The 18,399-nt window shown below is 72.1% G+C and carries 16 protein-coding genes; 5 read left to right on the top strand and 11 right to left on the bottom strand.

Going from position 1 to position 18,399, the window contains the following annotated elements; translation table 11 throughout:
- The first annotated feature begins 71 nt into the window (after window positions 1-71).
- On the top strand, window positions 72-1,277 hold the full coding sequence (locus tag DEJ24_RS15265) for a PP2C family protein-serine/threonine phosphatase (RefSeq protein WP_111079344.1): 1,206 nt from the start codon (window positions 72-74) through the stop codon (window positions 1,275-1,277).
- A gap of 76 nt (window positions 1,278-1,353) precedes the next feature.
- On the opposite strand, the gene DEJ24_RS15270 is transcribed toward DEJ24_RS15265, so the two are convergent.
- Both DEJ24_RS15270 and purD read right to left on the bottom strand, forming a co-directional pair.
- A complete protein-coding gene (locus DEJ24_RS15270) occupies window positions 1,354-2,232 on the bottom strand; it encodes a phosphoribosylaminoimidazolesuccinocarboxamide synthase (RefSeq protein ID WP_111079345.1) in 879 nt (292 codons plus the stop codon).
- Complete coding sequence (gene purD / locus DEJ24_RS15275) at window positions 2,229-3,512, bottom strand: phosphoribosylamine--glycine ligase (RefSeq protein ID WP_111079346.1); 1,284 nt, start codon at window positions 3,510-3,512, stop codon at window positions 2,229-2,231. The genes DEJ24_RS15270 and purD overlap by 4 nt, the downstream gene beginning before the upstream one ends.
- Before the next feature lie 57 nt (window positions 3,513-3,569).
- Here purD and DEJ24_RS15280 point away from each other — a divergent pair, with 57 nt between their 5' ends.
- Complete coding sequence (locus DEJ24_RS15280; protein ID WP_111079359.1) at window positions 3,570-3,929, top strand: sterol carrier family protein; 360 nt, start codon at window positions 3,570-3,572, stop codon at window positions 3,927-3,929.
- Here the strand turns inward: DEJ24_RS15280 and DEJ24_RS15285 are convergent.
- Both DEJ24_RS15285 and DEJ24_RS15290 read right to left on the bottom strand, forming a co-directional pair.
- Window positions 3,885-4,727, bottom strand: coding sequence for a DUF4184 family protein (locus DEJ24_RS15285; RefSeq protein ID WP_181432923.1), 843 nt, complete (start codon window positions 4,725-4,727; stop codon window positions 3,885-3,887). The genes DEJ24_RS15280 and DEJ24_RS15285 overlap by 45 nt on opposite strands.
- A gap of 509 nt (window positions 4,728-5,236) precedes the next feature.
- Window positions 5,237-7,825 carry a LuxR C-terminal-related transcriptional regulator gene (locus DEJ24_RS15290; RefSeq protein WP_111079348.1) on the bottom strand — a complete coding sequence of 863 codons (2,589 nt, stop codon included), beginning with the start codon at window positions 7,823-7,825 and terminating at the stop codon, window positions 5,237-5,239.
- A gap of 104 nt (window positions 7,826-7,929) precedes the next feature.
- On the opposite strand from DEJ24_RS15290, the gene DEJ24_RS15295 reads away from it, so the two are divergent.
- Window positions 7,930-8,373, top strand: coding sequence for a hypothetical protein (locus DEJ24_RS15295; protein WP_146245996.1), 444 nt, complete (start codon window positions 7,930-7,932; stop codon window positions 8,371-8,373).
- 97 nt (window positions 8,374-8,470) lie between these two features.
- Here DEJ24_RS15295 and purF read toward each other — a convergent pair whose 3' ends face one another.
- Window positions 8,471-9,928 carry an amidophosphoribosyltransferase gene (gene purF, locus DEJ24_RS15300; RefSeq protein WP_110904065.1) on the bottom strand — a complete coding sequence of 486 codons (1,458 nt, stop codon included), beginning with the start codon at window positions 9,926-9,928 and terminating at the stop codon, window positions 8,471-8,473.
- A 71-nt stretch (window positions 9,929-9,999) separates the two neighbouring features.
- On the opposite strand from purF, the gene purM reads away from it, so the two are divergent.
- Complete coding sequence (purM, locus tag DEJ24_RS15305) at window positions 10,000-11,094, top strand: phosphoribosylformylglycinamidine cyclo-ligase (RefSeq protein WP_111079350.1); 1,095 nt, start codon at window positions 10,000-10,002, stop codon at window positions 11,092-11,094.
- Window positions 11,095-11,428: 334 nt separating this feature from the next.
- Here the strand turns inward: purM and DEJ24_RS15310 are convergent, their stop codons facing one another.
- Complete coding sequence (locus DEJ24_RS15310; RefSeq protein WP_110904067.1) at window positions 11,429-11,635, bottom strand: DUF3073 domain-containing protein; 207 nt, start codon at window positions 11,633-11,635, stop codon at window positions 11,429-11,431.
- Window positions 11,636-11,797: 162 nt separating this feature from the next.
- Between DEJ24_RS15310 and DEJ24_RS15315 the strand changes: the two genes are divergently transcribed.
- Window positions 11,798-12,934, top strand: coding sequence for an NAD(P)-binding domain-containing protein (locus tag DEJ24_RS15315; protein ID WP_111079351.1), 1,137 nt, complete (start codon window positions 11,798-11,800; stop codon window positions 12,932-12,934).
- 146 nt (window positions 12,935-13,080) lie between these two features.
- On the opposite strand, the gene DEJ24_RS15320 is transcribed toward DEJ24_RS15315, so the two are convergent.
- The 5 genes from DEJ24_RS15320 to DEJ24_RS15340 form a co-directional block, all read right to left on the bottom strand.
- Window positions 13,081-13,329, bottom strand: coding sequence for a DUF3072 domain-containing protein (locus tag DEJ24_RS15320; protein ID WP_111074916.1), 249 nt, complete (start codon window positions 13,327-13,329; stop codon window positions 13,081-13,083).
- Window positions 13,330-13,415: 86 nt separating this feature from the next.
- A complete protein-coding gene (locus tag DEJ24_RS15325; RefSeq protein WP_111079352.1) occupies window positions 13,416-14,204 on the bottom strand; it encodes a hypothetical protein in 789 nt (262 codons plus the stop codon).
- Window positions 14,205-14,231: 27 nt separating this feature from the next.
- Window positions 14,232-16,478 (bottom strand): APC family permease, encoded by a 2,247-nt coding sequence (locus DEJ24_RS15330; protein WP_258374846.1) that lies wholly within the window; start codon window positions 16,476-16,478, stop codon window positions 14,232-14,234.
- 219 nt (window positions 16,479-16,697) lie between these two features.
- Complete coding sequence (locus DEJ24_RS15335; protein ID WP_111079353.1) at window positions 16,698-17,285, bottom strand: PadR family transcriptional regulator; 588 nt, start codon at window positions 17,283-17,285, stop codon at window positions 16,698-16,700.
- On the bottom strand, window positions 17,282-18,187 hold the full coding sequence (locus DEJ24_RS15340; protein WP_111079354.1) for a DUF4097 family beta strand repeat-containing protein: 906 nt from the start codon (window positions 18,185-18,187) through the stop codon (window positions 17,282-17,284). Before DEJ24_RS15340 ends, DEJ24_RS15335 begins: the two co-directional genes overlap by 4 nt.
- Between the last annotated feature and the right edge of the window lie 212 nt (window positions 18,188-18,399).

The following is an 18,399-nucleotide window of genomic DNA, read 5'->3' on the forward strand; positions in this document are numbered from 1 at the left end:
CCGTCCACTGGGGGCATGCGTTCTGGGAACAGCACGCGGGCGGTGTCCGGTATCCGCGTTACCGTGGAGGCATGAGCATCGAGCACGTGGAGCAGCAGGCGGATCAGGCCCTCGCTCCCGAGACCGCTCGTCGTGCTGCCCTCCTGGCTGCCCTGGACGTCGTGCAGGGCGGGCCCGAGGAGCGCTTCGAACGCATCACCCGGATCGCCCGAGAGGCCTTCGGCGTCGCCGGGTCCTTCCTCAACCTGGCGGGCGACGACCTGCTCTTCCACAAGTCGCAGCAGTCGGACGCCGTGTTCCCCGGGTCGACGCCGCTCCAGGACACCTTCTGCGGTCGGACCCTGCACCAGGACGGTCCCGTCGTCGTGGCGGACGCCCGCGACGACCTGCGGTTCTCGGACCTGCCGATGGTGAACGACGACCCGAACGTCCGCTTCTACGCCGGGGTGCCGCTGCACGTCGGTGCCGACGCCACCAAGGTCGGCACCCTCTGCCTCATCGACCCGGAGCCGCGGACACTCACCGCCGACGACGTCGTCCTGCTGCAGGAACTCGCCGTCTGGGCGGAGCGGGAACTCGCGACCGGCCTGGACGACGACCGGCTCCGTACCGTGCTGTCCGGCCTGCAGCCGCGGACCGTCGACCTGCCCGGGTGGACCATCGGGGGCACGTCCATCCCGCACGGCATCGTGTCCGGTGACTTCCACGAGTGGCGCGTCGCCGGGGACACCGTCGACGTGACGGTCGCGGACGTGATGGGCAAGGGCATGGCGGCCGGACTCCTCGCCGCCGGCATGCGCGGGGCGCTGCTCGCCCGGACCAACGAGGTCCCCGCGACCGCGGTCGCAGCGCTCGAGGAGCAGGTGTCGCCCGACCTCAGCGCGGCCGAGGCGTTCGCCACGCTGTTCCACGGCCGACTCGACACCACCACCGGCAGGCTCGACTTCGTCGACGCCGGGCACGGCCTCGTGCTGCACCTGCACGCCGACGGCACCGAGACCGTCCTGCGCTCCGTCGACCTGCCGATCGGCCTGCACCCCGTCGGGATCGACCGTGCCGTCGGGGAACTCGTCCTGGAACCCGGTGACTCCCTCTTGCTGGTCAGCGACGGGGCACTCGAACTGTGGGACTCGACCCTGGCCTCGCTGTCCCGACTCGGGGCGCTCTACCGGAAGTCGCCGGACCTCGGCACGTTCCTGGCCGGCGTCCGTGGGCGCGCGATCGAGCACGACCCGGGTGACGACCTGACCGTCGTCGTGGTCTCCCGCGACGCCTGACCCGCGCCAGACGCCGGGCAGGCGGCCCCGAGGTCCCGCGGCCCCGATGTCTCGCGGTGCCGAGGCCCCGCGGCCGTCAGGCCCCGAGGCGCTCGATCAGCTCCCGGTAGCGCGCAGCCGTCCGCTGGACGACCTCGTCCGGCAGCACCGGCGGCGTGCCCGTGCGGTCCCAGTGCGCGCTGAGCCAGTCGCGCACGATCTGCTTGTCGAAGGAGTCGGTGCGGTTGCCGGACTCGTACGCGGCGGCGTCCCAGTAGCGGCTGGAGTCGCTGGTCAGGACCTCGTCCGCGATGCGGATGAGGCCGTCGGCATCGCGGCCGAACTCGAACTTCGTGTCCGCGATGACGACCCCGCGCTGCAGGGCGATCGCCGCCGCGTCGGAGTACACCGCGAGCGACAGGTCCCGGAGGGCGGCGGCGTCGGCCGGCCCGACCAGTTCCTCAGTGCGCTCGAAGGAGATGTTCTCGTCGTGCTCGCCCTGCGGCGCCTTGTACGCCGGGGTGTAGATCGGTTCGGGCAGGCGGTCCCCGTTCGACAGGCCGGCGGGCAGTTCGACACCGCAGACGCTGCCGGACTCCTGGTACTCGGCCCAGCCGCTGCCCACCAGGTACCCGCGGACCACGCACTCGATCGGGAACATCCGGAGGGGCATGACGTGCATGGAGCGGGCTTCGACGTCGGCGGGCACCGGGGTCGTGGTCCCGCTCGGCGTGAGCAGGTGGTTCGGGACGTCGCGCAGCTGGCCGAACCAGAAGCGGGACAGCCGCGTCAGCAGTTCGCCCTTGCCGGGGATCGGCGGTTCGAGTGCGAAGTCGTACGCGCTGACCCGGTCCGAGGCCAGCAGCAGCAGCTCGGTGGCTCCGGCGACGTCGGCGGTGTCGGCCGGGACGTAGAGTTCGCGGACCTTGCCGGACGAGACGTGACGCCAGCCCTCGACGACGGGTGCGGTGCTCATCGGACGACCTTCGTGGCGATGTCAGTGCGGAACTGGCCGCCGGGCAGGGTGATGTCGTGCAGCCCCGCGTACGCGCGGTCGCGGGCCTGCGCGAAGTCTGACCCGGTCGCGACGACGCTCAGGACGCGTCCGCCGGTGGCGACGAGGTCCCCGTCGAGGGTTCCGGTCGCCGCATGCAGGACCGCGACACCGTCGCGGGCGTTCGCGTCGTCGACCCCGGTGATGACCCGACCGGTGACCGGGTTCTCCGGGTAGCCCTCGCTCGCCAGGACGACGGTGACCGCTACCTGGTCGCGGAACTCCGGCCGCGGGGTGCTGTCGAGCTGCCCGGTCGCCGCTGCCAGCAGCAGGCCGCTCAGCGGGGTCGCCAGGCGGGGGAGGACGACCTGGGTCTCCGGGTCGCCGAACCGGGCGTTGAACTCGATGACGCGGACACCCTGCTCGGTCACGATGAGCCCGCAGTAGAGCAGCCCGACGAACGGCGTGCCCTCGTGCTCGAGCTGGCGGACGGTCGGCAGTGCGACGAGCTCGGAGACCTCGTCCACGAAGGCCTGCTCGGAGCCCCAGCGCTCGTCGAGCCACGGCAGCGGCGAGTACGCGCCCATGCCACCGGTGTTCGGTCCCAGGTCGCCGTCGCCCAGGCGCTTGTAGTCCTGTGCAGGAGAGAGCGGCCGGACGTCGTGCCCGTCGCTGAGGAAGAACAGCGACACCTCTTCGCCGTCGAGGAACTCCTCCACCACGACGTGACCGTGCTGCAACCAGTAGGTCGCGTGGTCGAGCGCCGCCTGCCGGTCCTCGGTCACCAGGACGCCCTTGCCGGCTGCCAGCCCGTCGGCCTTCACGACGTACGGGGCTCCGAGGTCGTCGAGCGCCGCCGCGGCTTGTGCCACCGTGCCGGCGTACACGGGGCGCCCGGTCGGGACCCCGGCCTCGGCCATGATCCGCTTGGCGAACGCCTTCGAGCCCTCGAGCTGCGCGGCGGCCTTGCCCGGACCGAAGACCGGGATGCCGCGGGTGCGCAGCGGGTCGGCGACACCGGCGATGAGCGGGGCCTCGGGGCCGACGACGACCAGGTCGACGTCGTTCTCGAACGCGTACTCCGCGACGAGGGCGCCGTTCGACGGGTCGAGCGACACCGTCTCGACGTCGGCGGCGATGCCGGCGTTGCCGGGTGCGGCGGTGATGACGTGGCCGCCGCCCGGGGACGCGGCGTTCTCCGCCAGGAGAGCCGTGATGATCGCGTGCTCGCGGGCACCGGAACCGAGGACGAGGATTCGCACCCGATCACCCTACCGAGCCCGACTCGCCGCCCGCAGTGCACCGGCTAGCCTGTGGAGATGCCGCCGAGGACGATCGAAGACGCCGTCGGCCGGGCTGCCCTGGACGCCGTGACCGCCGGTGCGACGGACCGCACCTCGGTCGCGACCGCCGTCCGCTGGACCCTGCAGCGCCTGGCCGAGGACGTGCCCGGCAACAGCGTCGAGGTCCGGGTCCCGCCGTTCGCCGCCGTGCAGGCCGTGCCCGGCCCCCGACACACCCGTGGCACCCCGCCGAACGTCGTCGAGACCGACCCGACGACCTGGCTCGCGCTCGCCACCGGTCGGCTGCGCTGGGACGACCCGGACAGCGCGCGCCGCGTCAGTGCCTCCGGGTCACGGGCGGACCTCGCCGCGTTCCTGCCGGTCCGCCTGCCCTGACGGTTCCGCTGCCCGCGCCCTCCGGACCAGCAGCAGCACGAGCGCCCCGGCGGCCAGCGTCACCGCGACCGTCGGCGGCAGGACGAACGCCTCGCGGACGACGACCGTCCCGACGCCACCGCCGCGGCCGAGGCCCGACCCCGCGGTGACCAGCGCGACCAGCAGGACGGCGGCGAGGGCGACGACGGGGGTGATGCGGGCCTCCCGTCCGGTGTGGTCCGGTGCGACCGGTGCGCTGACCGGCCTGGAGGCCCGCCCCGCGCCCGCCACGTCGGTCGCGGTCCGCGCGTGGCGCGCCCACCGCAGGAGCAGGACGAGGAGCAGGAGCAGGCCGCCCGCACTCGAGGCGTCCTGGACGAGGGAGTACACCGGGTGGCCGCCGACCTCCGACCGGAGCGCCGACACGTGCAGGACGACCCAGCCGTGCGGGTGCGAGAGGGCGTCCCAGACGATGTGCGTCACGCTCCCGAGCACGCAGGCGACCACGACGAGCGGGACCCGCGACGGCGGGACCCGCTCGGGCCGGTCCCAGCCGGGTAGCTGCGCGCGGTACCGGGACGGCAGGACCGGGGTCCACGCGGGCCGGACGAGGTACCACCACGCGGCGAGCACGACCAGCGACACCACGAGGTCGATCGTGACGACACCGAGCCACGAGTGCGTGAAGCCGTACGGCGGCAGCGCGGGCACGAAGAGCACGGCGTCGGGGGCCATCGAGCCGACCGCGACCGCCGCGACGGGCAGGGCGGAGCGGCGGAACGGCAGCGCGACGACCGCGTGGCTGATGGTGAACGGCACCCGTCGAGCCTGGCGGGCAGCGGGACGCGAGCACATCAGCCGGAAGGCGGAGACACGGGCCGCGTCTGGCCGGTACCGGCGGGAATTAGGTAGGTCCTACCGATGTGGACCGTGTACCTGCTTCTCTAGCCTTGCTGAAGCCGCCGGGATTCGGACCCGACCCGAACGGGTCCGAACCCGGCGACGTACGCAACGCTACGCGAAACCAGGCGCACTGTGTCAACGAGGACGGCGAGTCGTGCTGCAACCCGCAACTTCTTGCGGTCGATCCGTCGCGCCCGGACGCGGGCGGAATCCTCCGGACGGTGACGGTGACGGTGACGGTGACGGTGACGGTGGCGGCGACCGCGTCGGCGCCTGTCGCCCCGGTACGCCGCCGACCGGGCGAAACGCCGCCGACCGCGCGAGACGCCGCAGGATCAGGAGGCGTCTCACGCACACCGGGGTGTCTCGCGAACACGGGGGCGTCTCGCACACACGCGCACGTCCCGCGGCGGACAGCCGTCGGCTCAGACCATCTCGGCGAGCTCGGACCGCGCACGCAGGTCCCACTTCGAGAACACCCGCGACATGTGGGCGTCGATCGTCCGCACCGACAGTCCGAGGTGCTCCGCGATCCGTCGGTTCGAGAACCCCTGCGCCGCGAGCTGGGCGACCTCGTACTCGCGCTTCGTCAGCGGCTGCGTCCGTCGACCGGCCGTCACCGCCATCCCGCACGCGGCGAGGTCCGCCTGGGCGCTGGCGATCCACCCGCGGTCGCCCGAGCGCAGCGCGTCGGCGTACTGGGTGATCGCGTTCGCGAGGGGTCCGTCGACGCGGCCCGCGGCGTCCTGCAGGCGGTCGAGCGACGCCGTGGTGTCCCGACCGGCCGCGATGTCCATCACGTAGTGCAGGGCCTGGCCGTAGAGCACGTGCGTCCAGGCGCCCGACGCGGTGCCACGGGCGATGAGCTCGTCCGCGCGGTACAGCCCGGCCGGGTTGCCGAGCAGCGCCTCGGACCAGGCGATCGTCATCTCGATCTGGGCGCCGAGGATCCGCATGGCCCGCAGGGGAGTGGTCCGCGCCCGCTCGACGGACTCGGCGGCGGCGTCGGTCATGCCCGCGTACGCCTGCGACATCGCCAGGCGCGACCAGGCGTAGGCGGCGAACCCGCCCGGGTCGTCGACCGCGTACCGCTCGCAGGCGGCCGTGAACGCGGTGACCGCGTCGGACCACCGGCGCTGTCCGAGGGCCTGGTTGCCGATGCCGAACAGCTCCAGGGTGAAGTCGTACTTGAGGAACGGGTCCGACCGGCTGACCGGCACCTGGGTCACCATCTCGGCGATGTCGCCGCGCCAGACCTGCACCTGGTGCATGACCGAGACGATCTCGCCGACGCTCCACGGCGAGTCCTCGAGGTGCACCGCGGCCGTGGCGAGACTCGCCTGCGCCAGCCGCAGGGCGTCGTCGAGTCGCCCGCCGGTGCCCAGGGCGGCCACGGCGCACGCCGCGATCGGCAGGAAGGACCGCGGGATCGTGGGCGCGTGCAGGACGCCGGTGCGCTCGATCTCCTCGCGGACCTCGGCGAAGTCGCCTCCCCAGCCCAGGTGCGACAGGCGCAGGACGCGCAGTTGTTCGACGGTCTCCGGGTCCACGAACTGCATCGCGACCTCGGTCAGCGCCACGGCCGCGGCGGTGTCGTCGTCGTGGAACTGCCGGAGGTTCGCGAGGGTCTCGCACGCCTCGACCACGGCGACGTCGTCGACCGCCACCCCGGAGGTCACCAGACCCCAGGCCGCTTCGGCGTCGAGCCGGCCGGCCTCGCGCCCGCTGCTGTACCCGTGGGCCAGGGACCGCAGGCAGTGGGTCCGCACCCGGTCGGTCGGGGTGAGGCCGGCGTCGGGGCCCGCGCTGAGGGCCGCGGTCGTCAGGGCGATGGCGCTCTCGTGCTCCTGCAGGCCACCGGCGACCCGGGCGGCGTCGAGCAGTTGGTCCACCGGCGGCACGATGCCACACTCCAGCGCCCAGAGGGTCGAGCGGAGCCGGGCTGCCGGCGGCGCTCCCTCGGGACGGTCGGTGCGGAACGCGTTCGCCCGGGCGAACAGGGCGGTGCGTCGGGCCACGGGCACCAGGGCGCGGACGACCTCACCGACCAGCGGGTGCGAGGACCGTGCGACCGGACTGCCGGTGTCGGTCGAGTCGATCCGGACGAAGCCGAGCCCCACCGTGCGGTCGAGGTCGCGCCCGTCCGCCAGGGCGATCAGCCGGGACAGCGGGATCGGTTCGGCCAGGGCGACGATCTCCACGACGTCACGCAGGTCTCCCGGCAGTGCCCCGAGCTCGGTGCTGTACATGTCGGCGAGGCTCACCGATGCCGTCACCCGGCCGCGCCAGTACCAGCTGAGGGCGGTGTGCTCCAGCGCGCCGGAGGACAGACCGGCCCGGACGACCTCGCGCAGGTACAGCGGGTTGCCCTGCGTCGCGCGGTGCACCTGCTCCACCGATGCCGGTTCGAGCGGAGCCCCGAGGGCGGACTCGACGAGGGACGCGGTCTCGGCCAGGTCGAGCGGTTCCAGGTCGATGCGCTCGAGCAGGTCGTCCTGCCAGAGCGCACGCAGGGGTTCGGCGAGTGCGGTGAAGTCCCGGCAGGTCAGGACGAGCCGCGCGTGCTGGTCACGGACGAGCCAGGCGACGTAGCGGGCCGAGAGCGTGTCGAGCAGGTCGGCGTCGTCGACCCGCAGGAGCAGGTCCCGGCCCTCCGCCTCGGCCGCGTCACGAAGGCGCGCCTCGGCGGGGACGGGTTCGGTCAGGTCGTCGCCCAGGACGTCCCCGAAACGGTCGGACACCGCGCCGAAGGGCATCGACGACCCGGAGGCGACCGCGGTGATGGGCACGACGAGCGGGTCCGCGTCACGCTCCTGCGCGGCGACCCGGTCGGTGACCCGGGCCGCGACGGTGGTCTTGCCGAGCCCGGCGGTCCCGACCAGGGCGACGCTCCAGCGGTGTTCCCCGACGACGGCGACGGCCCGGTCCTCTTCGTGCCGGGTCATCACGGGCCAGGACAGGCGGGCGGGGACGGTCGTCGGACGGCGGTCGCTCGACGCGGTCCCGTCGATCATCGCGCACCTCCGTCCTCGATACTGCTCGGTAGTGGACCATCATCTCGCGTCCAGCGGACGAACTGCCGGGCGTGGCTCCTCCCAAGGTGGGGGACAATGGGGACGTGAGCAACACCGATCGACCCGATGAGCGCCCGGTGCCGGCGCCCAACGCGGTGACCAGCCCGGACCAGGTCACCATCCGGCGCGCCCCCCGCTTCAGCGTCTTCATCCTCGGCGGGGCCGTCCTCGGCTTCTTGGTGACGGTGGTCGTCGTCGCGCTCACGATGAGCATCGACCGGGGGAACCAGCAGGAGACCACCGGCTTCGCGGGGCTCGTCGGCTACTTCAGCCTGTACGGCATCTCGATCGGCATGCTCGTCGGCGCCGTCATCGCCGTCGTGCTCGACCAGGTCTCGTCCCGCCGTGCAGCCCGGCTGACGGCCGAGCGCGTGGCGGTCGACCCGGCACCCGAGCCCGTCGACGGCGAGCTCGAGGAGCACGACGCCCCGGACGTCCCGACCGCGACCGATCCGGCCCCCGACGACCAGGCACAGCCGGAGCGCTGAGGCTGCGGTCGCAGACGCGACCCGAGAACGGACTGGAGGCCCGTCACCAGGTGGTGACGGGCCTCCAGTCCGTTCCGTGCGGACGTCCGCAGCGGCGTCAGCTGAGCTGGTTCGCCTCGACCCAGGCGAGGTACTCCGGCGACACCGAGCCGGTCACGTACTCGCCGGTGAAGCAGCTCATCTCGAGGTCCGTGACGTCGGAGCCCTCGATGATCGCGTCGCGCATGTCGCCGATCTCCTGGTAGATCAGGTGATCGCTGCCCAGGACGCGGTTGATCTCGGGGATCTTCCGGTCGTGGGCGATCAGCTCGGCGCGGGTCGGCATGTTGATGCCGTACACGTGCGGGAACCGGACAGGCGGCGCGGCGCTCGTGAAGGTGACCTCGTTCGCGCCGGCGGCCCGCGCCATCTCGACGATCTCGCGGCTCGTCGTGCCGCGCACGATGGAGTCGTCGACGATCAGGATGTTCTTGCCCTTGAACTCGGACGACATCGCGTTGAGCTTCTGGCGGACCGATCGCTTGCGCTCCGCCTGCCCCGGCATGATGAACGTCCGGCCGACGTAGCGGTTCTTGTAGAAGCCCTCGCGGTACTCGATGCCGAGCTTCTGCGCGACCTGCATCGCTGCGGGCCGACTGGAGTCCGGGATCGGCATCACGACGTCGATGTCACCGGTCGGGGCGTACTGCTCGATCGTGTCCGCCAGGCGGTTGCCCAGGCGCAGACGGGCGTCGTAGACGGAGATGCCGTTCATCACGGAGTCCGGACGGGCCAGGTAGACGTACTCGAACGAGCACGGGACCAGGCGCGGGTCCTTCGCACACTGCCGGGCGTGCATCGTGCCGTCCATCTCGATGAAGACGGCCTCGCCTGGGGCGACGTCGCGGACGATGTCGTAGCCGCCGGACTCCAGCACCAGGGACTCGGACGCGACGACCCACTCGCTCTTGCCGGCGTCGTCGAACCTGTGGCCGAGGATGAGCGGCCGGATGCCGTACGGGTCGCGGAACGCCAGCAGGCCGTGACCCGCGATCGTCGCGATCGTGGCGTACGACCCCTCGACCCGCTCGTGCACGCGCTCGACCGCGTCGAACACCTGCCCGGGGTCCAGGTGGGTGCCACGGACCTGGCCCTGCAGCTCGTGCGCCAGCACGTTCACGAGCAGTTCGGTGTCCGAGGTCGTGTTGAGGTGCCGACGGTCGATGTCGAACAGCTCGCGGGTGAGTTCCCGCGTGTTCGTCAGGTTGCCGTTGTGCACGAGGACGATGCCGTACGGCGCGTTCACGTAGAACGGCTGGGCCTCTTCCTCGTTCGCGGCGGCTCCGCGTGTGGCGTACCGGACGTGGCCGAGGCCCATCGTCCCGAGGAGTGCACGCATGTCACGGGTGCGGAACCCCTCGCGCACGTGACCGCGGGTCTTGTGCATGTGGTGCACGTGACCGTCGACCGTGGCGATGCCCGTGGAGTCCTGTCCCCGGTGTTGCAGCAGGAGCAGTGCGTCGTAGATGGATTGGTTTGCTGGCCCCTGATTGACGAGGCCGACGATGCCGCACATGCGCGGAGTGCTCCAGACCGTAGGATCGGGTGGTACCGAACAAGTCTGCCATGCCCCGCGGAGGACGACGTATGCCCAACCCCTACGCCGAGGCCGGCGTCGACACCGCTGCCGGTGACCTGGCCGTCGAGCTCATGAAGTCCGCCGTGTCGGCGACGCACAACGCGTCCGTCCTGGGCGGGGTCGGCGGCTTCGCCGGTCTGTACGACGTCTCGTTCCTGAAGGACTACGAGCGGCCGCTCCTGGCCACCTCCACCGACGGCGTCGGCACGAAGGTCGCGATCGCGCAGGCGATCGACAAGCACGACACGATCGGGCTCGACCTCGTCGGCATGGTCGTCGACGACATCGTCGTGGTCGGCGCGACGCCGCTGTTCATGACGGACTACATCGCCTGCGGCCGGGTCGTCCCGAACCGCATCGCCGACATCGTCGCCGGCATCGCCCGCGGCTGCGCGGCCACCGGCACCGCCCTCGTCGGCGGCGAGACCGCGGAACACCCGGGTCTGCTCGGACCGGACGACTACGACGTCGCCGGTGCCGCAGTCGGCGCGGTCGAAGCCGGCTCGCAGCTCGGCGCGCACCTGGTGCAGGACGGCGACGTGGTCATCGCCATCGAGTCCTCGGGGCTGCACTCCAACGGCTACTCACTCGTGCGGCACATCCTGGGCCAGCGGGGCATCGGCTACACAGACACGCTGCCGGAGCTCGGCGGCCTGGTCGGCGAGGCCCTGCTCGAGCCCACCCGCCTCTACACGACCCCGCTCCTCGAGCTGATCGACGGGCACCCGGGCGACGTGCACTCGCTGTCGCACGTCACCGGTGGCGGCATCGCGGCCAACCTGGCGCGCGTGCTGCCCGTCGGTTCGTGGGTCGAGGTCGAGCGTTCCACCTGGCAGCCGCTCCCGGTGTTCCGTGTGCTCGCGGACCTGGCCGGCACGGCGATCGAGGACACCGAGGGCACCTGGAACCTGGGCATCGGCATGTTCGCGGTCGTCTCGGCGGCGTCGGTCGACGGGATCACCGCGACGCTCCGGTCTGCCGGGCTGCCCGCGTGGGCGGTCGGCACGGTGTCGATCGGCACGCGCGACCTGACCGGGTTCGAGCAGGGTGCGAAGGGCGTCGATGGCGGGGCCGTGCGGCTCGTCGGGTCCTACGCCAGCTGAGGCCTGCGGGTCGCCGAGCGGCGCCCGGCTGTCCGGCGCCCTGCGGTCCGACACTGCCCGGCTGTCCGGCGCCCTGCGGTCCGACCCTGCCCGGCTGTCCGGCGCCCTGCGGTCGGTCGCACCGGCCGCGGTTCGGCCGAGGTCCGTCCGCACTCGAGGTCGCACGACGTGCCGTCCGCGCGACGCCGAGGTCGCACGATGTGCCGCCTCGGGACCGCCGGCGCGGCAGTTCGTGCGACCTCGGCCCCGCCCGGCGCCGCCCCGCCCTCGGCGGCGCGCCGACAACGAGGAACGCCGCGCTGCCCGGAGGCGCGCGGCGTCGTCGACCGAGAGGTCAGGCGGACTTGTTCGTGTCCGTCTGGTTCTCGAGGTCACCTTCGTCGCCGAACTCGTCGGCCCACCGGTCGACGTAGTCGGGCTCGTCCGACTGCTGTGCGACGGAGAGTTCGCGTTCGAGAGCACCGTAGTTGGTGTCCGGGCTGAAGTACTTCAGCTCCCGGGCGACCTTGGTGTGCTTCGCCTTCTGACGGCCGCGCCCCATGCGTGACCCCCTCTGTGTCGGCTCGTGTCCGGTCTCGGCGGGCGTCGAGTGCGCACCCGGGAAGAACGGACGGTTCGTGGTTTGAAATCTGTCGGCCACTTTACCATGTACCCCGTTGCCGACTTCGCCCGGCGCGTCCCGAGCACAGCAGAATCGAGGGTGATGATCCGCGCAGCAGAACGAGTCCGCGTCGTCGTGATCGGTGCTGGTCAGGCCGGACTCTCGGTCGCCTGGTACCTGCAGCGTGCGGGACTGGTCGCGGGCCGCGACCTGGTGGTCGTGGACCGCGCTCCGGGGACGGGAGGCGCGTGGCAGTTCCGGTGGGACGCCCTGCGGCTCGGCTTCGCCCACCGGGTGCACGACCTGCCCGGCATGCACGAGATGGGTCTCCGCTTCGAAGACGCGGACCAGACGCGGCCGGCCCGGGAGGTCGTCGCCGAGTACTACCGCCGCTTCGAGGAGCACCACGACCTCCGGGTGCGCCGGCCGCTCGCCGTCACGGCGGTCCGCCACGACGACGGAGGCGCCGCCCTGGTGGTCGAGACCCGTGACGAACAGGGCGTTGCGGGGGTGATCCGGGCCGAGGTGGTCGTCAACGCCTCCGGGACGTGGGGCACCCCGTTCGTGCCGTGGGTCCCCGGCCGCGACCGGTTCCGCGGCCGACAGCTCGACACGACGGGCTACCGCGACGCGTCGGACTTCGCCGGGCAGGACGTCGTGGTCGTCGGCGGCGGGACCAGTGCGATCGGGTTCCTGCTCGAGCTCGACGGCGTCGCCCGGTCGGCGCGGTGGTTCACGCGCCGGCCGGTCGTCTGGTCGGAGGACCCGGCCCTGGCGGTCGGCGCGGCCGTGGCGGCGGTCGAGGACCAGGGCCGCGCTGCCCGGGCCGGCCGGACACTGCCGAGCATCGTCAGCGGGACCGGGTTGCCGGTGTCACCGCGGATCCGGCGCGGGATCACCAGGGGGTTGCTCGAAGCTGAGCCGATGTTCACGAGGCTCGACGCGGACGGCGTCCGGACGGCCTCCGGCGAGCACGTCCACGCCGACGCGGTGATCTGGGCGACCGGGTTCCGCGCCGACCTGCGGCACCTCGCGCCGCTGCACCTCCGGACCGAGGCGGGCGGGGTCGTCGTCGAGGACGGTCGGTCCGACGCCGAGCCGCGGCTGTTCCTCGCCGGGTACGGGCCACAGGCGTCGACGATCGGGGCGAACCGCGCCGGCCGTCGTATCGCCCGCCAGGTCCTTGCGGTCCTGGCCGAGGACGACGCTGGTCCGGCGCGGCGACGCGTCGGAGGCTGACCTCCGCTGGTCGGTTCACCACACTCGGCCCCGACGACCAGGCCTCGACCGGCCCCCGCGGCCCGCGGCGACTGCCAGCCGTCCGTCCGTGGGATGCACGACGGCGGTCCGCAGAACTGCGGACCGCCGTACAGCAACGACTGTTGTCAGGAAGAAGCGCCGCGTCCGGTCTTCTCCTGTAGGCGCTCGATGTGCTCCGACGCCTCGGCCTTGGTGAGGTCGGCCGACAGCTCCTCGCCGGCTTCACGGGCGAGGGTGTCGAGGTAGCTGCGCTGCGGGCCGGTCATCGGCTCGTCGCCGGTGACCCACTGCTCGGGGTCCTTGCTCGCGGTGGTCGAGGGGTCCGGGCGTTCTCCGCCGAGGGTCTCCGGCTGGTTCTGGTCTGCATCACTCATGCCCCGGACCGTACGCCGCACCCCCGACCAACGGCGCAGCACCACGTCCCCCGCAGGCCGTGAGCGGACAACGGGCACCGGACGACTCAGACGGGCGTCGCCGTGTACCGGACCAGATCGCCGCCGACGTCGCTCGCCGCGACCGGGACGACCCGCCCGTCCCGCTCGATCCAGAGCGTGTTCGCGGGCTCGTCGAGGCGGTCGACACGGTGCAGCGACCCGGTGAGCAGGACCGACGCCGTGACCCGCACCCGTCCGGACGCCGGACGCGGCGGCAGGCCGGGGACGTCGTCGGCGTACACCGGGTACTCGCCCGGGGACAGCACGGGGGTGACGGGCGTCGTCACGATCTCCACCCCGGACGCTCCGGTCGACGTGTCGGTCACGCCGGACGACACGACGACGAGCCGGACCACCTGGTCCATCGGCAGCGGCACGTCGGCCTTCAGTGCGTCAGCAGGACCGGCCAGTGCGCGGAACGCGGGCCGACCATCGGCGGCGAGGTGCGCCTCCCGGCCGTCGATGCGGACGCGACCGCGTCCCCGTGAGTCGGCGTAGACGCCCGGCTCGAGCCCGGACCGTCGGGCTTCCAGGAGGCTCACCACGACCCGGTCGGGTCGGTACCAGTCGCGGAGCGTGGCCGGGTCGACCCAGCCGATGCTCGCGACCCCGCGGGCGAGCTCAGCGGAGTCGTCTGCGGCACGCTCGTCGAGGGCGCCGAGGGGGTGCTCACCGCGCACGGCGACGAGTCCGTCGTAGCGGCCGTCCGGCGACACGGGAGGCTCGTGGTCGAGCACCTCGACGCGCTTCGAGACCTTGCCGCCGTGTCCGTCGAAGGTCGCGAAGGTGCGCAGGGCCTCGGGAGCGGTCGTCATGGGGTCACATCGTACGACCGGGCACCGTCACGCATCGTCATCGTGCGGACGGGGGACCGGCGGCGCGGCGGCGACCAGGGACCGGACCTCGCCGGTGCACAGCGCGGGGTCGACGCCGTCGGCGGGGCCGGCCGGGCGGGTGGCGCGGCGGGAGGCCGGTGACGGCTGGTGCGCGAGCCGCTGCGGCTCCAGGCTGTTGCGCTGGGCGGAGCGGACCAGGCGGTCCTCCTCGGCCTCCGAGCGGAAGACGCCGTGCGGGGATCGCCGCAGTGGCGGCCGGACGGGCTCGCCGCGTCGGTCCTGACCGGGGAAGGGCCGGGAGCGCTTGCCGTACAGCAGCTCCGACGAGTCCAGCAGCCACGGGACCAGCGCGACGGTGACGCCATGCATGAGCAGCAGCTTGCGGCGGATGCGACGACCGCGGTGGTTGTGCAGCATCCCTTCCCACCAGTGGCCGACGATGAACAGCGGCGTGTAGACGGTGACGACCTCTGAGCCGTGCTCGAGCCGGTGCGCCTTGATGTACTTGATCAGCGGCATCGAGATGTCGCGGTACGGACTCGGCACCATGACCAGCGGGACCTCGATGCCGTGCTCGGCCCACTGTTCGCGGAGCCGGGCGGCGTCGGCGTCGTCGATCGCGACGTGCACCGCTTCGAGTCCGGCGTGCTTCGCGGCGATGGCGTAGTCGAGGGCCTTGAGGACCGGCTTCTGCAGCTTGTTGACGAGCACGATCGCGTGGTCGCCCGTGGCGCCGAACTCGGTCTCGACGTCGGCCTCGATCTCGTGTGAGACGTCCCGGTAGTAGCGGTTCACGCCGAGCATCAGCACGAACAGCACGGGCATGATCACGAAGACCAGCCAGGCGCCGTGGGTGAACTTCGTGATCGTGACGATGACGAGCACCACGAAGGTGAAGGTCGCACCGATCGAGTTGATGGTCAGGCTCCGGAGCACCTGCCCGCGGTTCACCGGCTCGTCGGCGGTCCCGGCACGGTCGGCGCGGAGCAGGGTCACCCAGTGCTTCACCATGCCGCTCTGCCCGAGCGTGAACGACACGAAGACGCCGATGATGTAGAGCTGGATCAGGCTCGTGACGTTCGCCCGGTAGACGATGAGCAGCGCGGCGGCGACGAGCGCGAGGACGATGACGCCGTTCGAGTAGATCAGGCGGTCACCGCGGGTCGACAGGGCCTTCGGGGCGTACGAGTCGCGGGCCAGGATCGAGCCGAGCAGCGGGAAGCCGTTGAACGCCGTGTTCGCCGCGAGCAGCAGCACCGCCGCGGTCGTCGCCTGGATGACGAAGAACAGCACCGAGTTGTTGCCGAACGTCGCGGCCGCGATCTGCGCGATCAGGGAGCGCTGCGGGGTGGTCGCACAGTCCGCGAAGCCCTGCAGGTCGCAGGCGCTCTCGGCGTAGTGCACGCGCGAGACCAGCGCGAGCGTGATGAGTCCGATGAACAGGACGATCGCGATGCCGCCCATGAGCACGAGGGTCTGCTGGGCGTTCTTGATCTTCGGGCGGCGGAACGCCTGCACGCCGTTCGCGATCGCCTCGACCCCTGTCAGCGCCGAACAGCCGGACGCGAAGGCGCGGAGGAGCAGCAGGATGAACGCGGCCTGCGTGGTGTGCTCGACGTTCTGCACCGTGTACGCGGCGGACTCGGCGACGGGGGCGTTCCCGGCGGCGACCCGGATCAGCCCGGTGACGACCATCACGAAGACGCTCGCCACGAACAGGTAGGTGGGGACGGCGAAGGCCTTGCTCGACTCCCGGACGCCGCGGAGGTTCGCGGCCGCCAGCAGCACGACGAACAGGATCGCGAGTTCGACGCGGAACTCGTTGAGCATCGGCAGCGCGGAGATGATGTTGTCCACACCCGAGGCCACCGACACCGCGACGGTCATCACGTAGTCGACGAGCAGCGCGCTCGCGACGACGAGGCCGGCGCGCTCGCCGAGGTTCCGGTGTGCGACCTCGTAGTCGCCGCCGCCGGAGGGGTAGGCCTTGATGAGCTGCCGGTAGGACGCGACGACCACCACGAGCAGCAGGACGACGAGCGCCGCCACCCACGGAGCGAACGTCAGGAACGCCATGCCGCCGAGCAGCAGGATCATCAGGAGTTCCTGGGGAGCGTACGCCACGGAGGAGAGCGGGTCGCTGGCGAAGATCGGGAGCGCCAGGTGCTTCGGCAGCAGCTGCCCCTCGAGTTTCTCGGAGGGGAGGGGGTCGCCGATCAGTCGGGCTTTCAACGACCGGGTCTCGTTGGTCACGAGCGACGAACTTACTCAATCGGTGGGCGAACGCAACACCGGAGGGCCGAACGGTATTCCGCCCTGATCGAACGCGACGCCGCGAACCCCTCCGATCCGCGACGTTGCGCGGATCCGAGGGGTTCCAGGGGCCGAGCCTGAAGGAACGGACAGGATGGGCGTCCGCTGGGCGCGAGCCGACCGGGAGGCCCGGATCGCGCCCGCCTCGTCCCGCACCGGTCAGAGGGACTTGCGCAGCGCCTCCAGGCCGTCGCGCAGCTTCTGCACGGCAGCGTCGTCGAGGGTGCCGCGTGCGGCGCGACGACGGAGGTCGGCGCGGAGCTGCTGCCGGAACACGGCGACGGCCATCTCGGCGTCCCGGAGCGACCGGACACCCGCTGCCGGCACGGCGGTCGGCTCAGGACCGGCTGCGCCACCGGAGCCAGCGGGTTCCGCGGCGGCCGCCAGGTCCGCACGGAGCGACTTCATCGCGGCGCCGACCGATGCGCGGACGCCGTCGGCGAGGGACTTGACGCTGTCGGTGACGCCGTTCTCGAGCTGCGCGACCTCGTCCGCGCGGGCGTCGAGCTCTGCGCGGCCGGCGTCGGTGATGGCGTAGACGGTCTTGCGACCGTCGGAGGTGCCGGTGATCAGACCGTCCTCCTCCAGCTTCGCCAGGCGTGGGTAGACGGTTCCGGCGCTCGGCACGTAGGTGCCGCCGAAGCGGTCGCCGAGCGCGGTGATGACCTCGTACCCGTGCATCGGGTGGTCGGCCAGCAGGACCAGCAGGTAGAGGCGCAGGTGGCCGTGCGCGAAGACGGGGCTCATGCGACGGGCCCGCCCTGCTCGTCGAAGGACGGAGCTGCCGGAGCCGTCGGAGTCGTCGACTCGGGCGGCCCGTCGGGGGCGGTCGGCGCGTCCGACGCGGCAGGTGCCTGGCCGTGCACGATCGCCACGTCACCGGAGACCGAGTTGATGCGGATGTCGACGTAGGAGCCGGCGAGCTCGCCGTCGGTCCGCGTGTACGAGCCGCGGGTGCCGCGGATCTCGGCGTCGTCGAACTGCAGCCGGCCGGTCGCGGTGTTGATCGTGCTCGTGTACGGCGTGCCGTGCTCGAGACGGACGTCGACCGACCCGGACACCGTGTTCACCTTCACCTGGTCGGGGGAGCCGTGCAGGTCGAGGACGACCGCCGAGGACACCCCGTCCGCGGTGAAGCGGCGGATCTCGCCGGTGGCGACGACGTCGCCCGACACGGTGCGGAGCGCGACGGCGCCGACCTGGTCGCGGAGCGTGGTCGTGCCGGAGACGGCGTTGACGACGACGTCACCGATCACGCCGTCGACGACGACGTCCCCGGAGACGCTGTTCAGGGTGGCACCGCGCTCGGTACCGGAGAGCAGGACGCCGGCCGAGACCACGCCGATGTTCACCGTCACGTCCCGGGGGACCAGGATGCTGACGTCGGCACGGGCGCCACCGCCACGGAAGGACTTGAGGAACCCGAGGACGTCGTCCCAGCGCATCTGCGGGTGGTCGACGGTGAGGGTGTCGCCCTCGATCTCGACCTTGATGGGCTTGCCGGAGACCTGGTGGATCTCCACGCGGGCGGTGGGTTCGTCGTGCGTGACGACGTCCACCTGTCCGCCGACCAGACCGATCCGCAATGCGCGGACGATCCCGGTGTCGATGACCTTCGGCTCGTCGATGAGCCACTTCTCCTGCGCCATGACGTCTCCCTGTCCAGACGCGATGTGTCGCGTCTTCTGCGACACGATACATCGCGTGTGGACAGTGCGGCCAGGGTCAGCCCCGGATGCTCGGCGCAGGGTCAGGAACCGGCGGCGCCGGGCGGGGCCGAGGTCGCACGAACTGCCGCGCCGGCGGTCCCGAGGCGGCACATCGTGCGACCTCGGCGTCGCGCGGACGGCACGTCGTGCGA

This window comes from Curtobacterium sp. MCPF17_001, assembly GCF_003234615.1.
Lineage (GTDB): Bacteria > Actinomycetota > Actinomycetes > Actinomycetales > Microbacteriaceae > Curtobacterium.

Coding starts and splice junctions, on each gene's coding strand:
- DEJ24_RS15265 (WP_111079344.1), top strand. CDS start 72: ATGAGCATCGAGCACGTGGAGCAGCAGGCGGATCAGGCCCTCGCTCCC.
- DEJ24_RS15270 (WP_111079345.1), bottom strand. CDS start 2,232: ATGAGCACCGCACCCGTCGTCGAGGGCTGGCGTCACGTCTCGTCCGGC.
- DEJ24_RS15280 (WP_111079359.1), top strand. CDS start 3,570: ATGCCGCCGAGGACGATCGAAGACGCCGTCGGCCGGGCTGCCCTGGAC.
- DEJ24_RS15290 (WP_111079348.1), bottom strand. CDS start 7,825: ATGATCGACGGGACCGCGTCGAGCGACCGCCGTCCGACGACCGTCCCC.
- purF (WP_110904065.1), bottom strand. CDS start 9,928: ATGTGCGGCATCGTCGGCCTCGTCAATCAGGGGCCAGCAAACCAATCC.
- purM (WP_111079350.1), top strand. CDS start 10,000: ATGCCCAACCCCTACGCCGAGGCCGGCGTCGACACCGCTGCCGGTGAC.
- DEJ24_RS15310 (WP_110904067.1), bottom strand. CDS start 11,635: ATGGGGCGCGGCCGTCAGAAGGCGAAGCACACCAAGGTCGCCCGGGAG.
- DEJ24_RS15315 (WP_111079351.1), top strand. CDS start 11,798: ATGATCCGCGCAGCAGAACGAGTCCGCGTCGTCGTGATCGGTGCTGGT.
- DEJ24_RS15320 (WP_111074916.1), bottom strand. CDS start 13,329: ATGAGTGATGCAGACCAGAACCAGCCGGAGACCCTCGGCGGAGAACGC.
- DEJ24_RS15325 (WP_111079352.1), bottom strand. CDS start 14,204: ATGACGACCGCTCCCGAGGCCCTGCGCACCTTCGCGACCTTCGACGGA.
- DEJ24_RS15335 (WP_111079353.1), bottom strand. CDS start 17,285: ATGAGCCCCGTCTTCGCGCACGGCCACCTGCGCCTCTACCTGCTGGTC.
- DEJ24_RS15340 (WP_111079354.1), bottom strand. CDS start 18,187: ATGGCGCAGGAGAAGTGGCTCATCGACGAGCCGAAGGTCATCGACACC.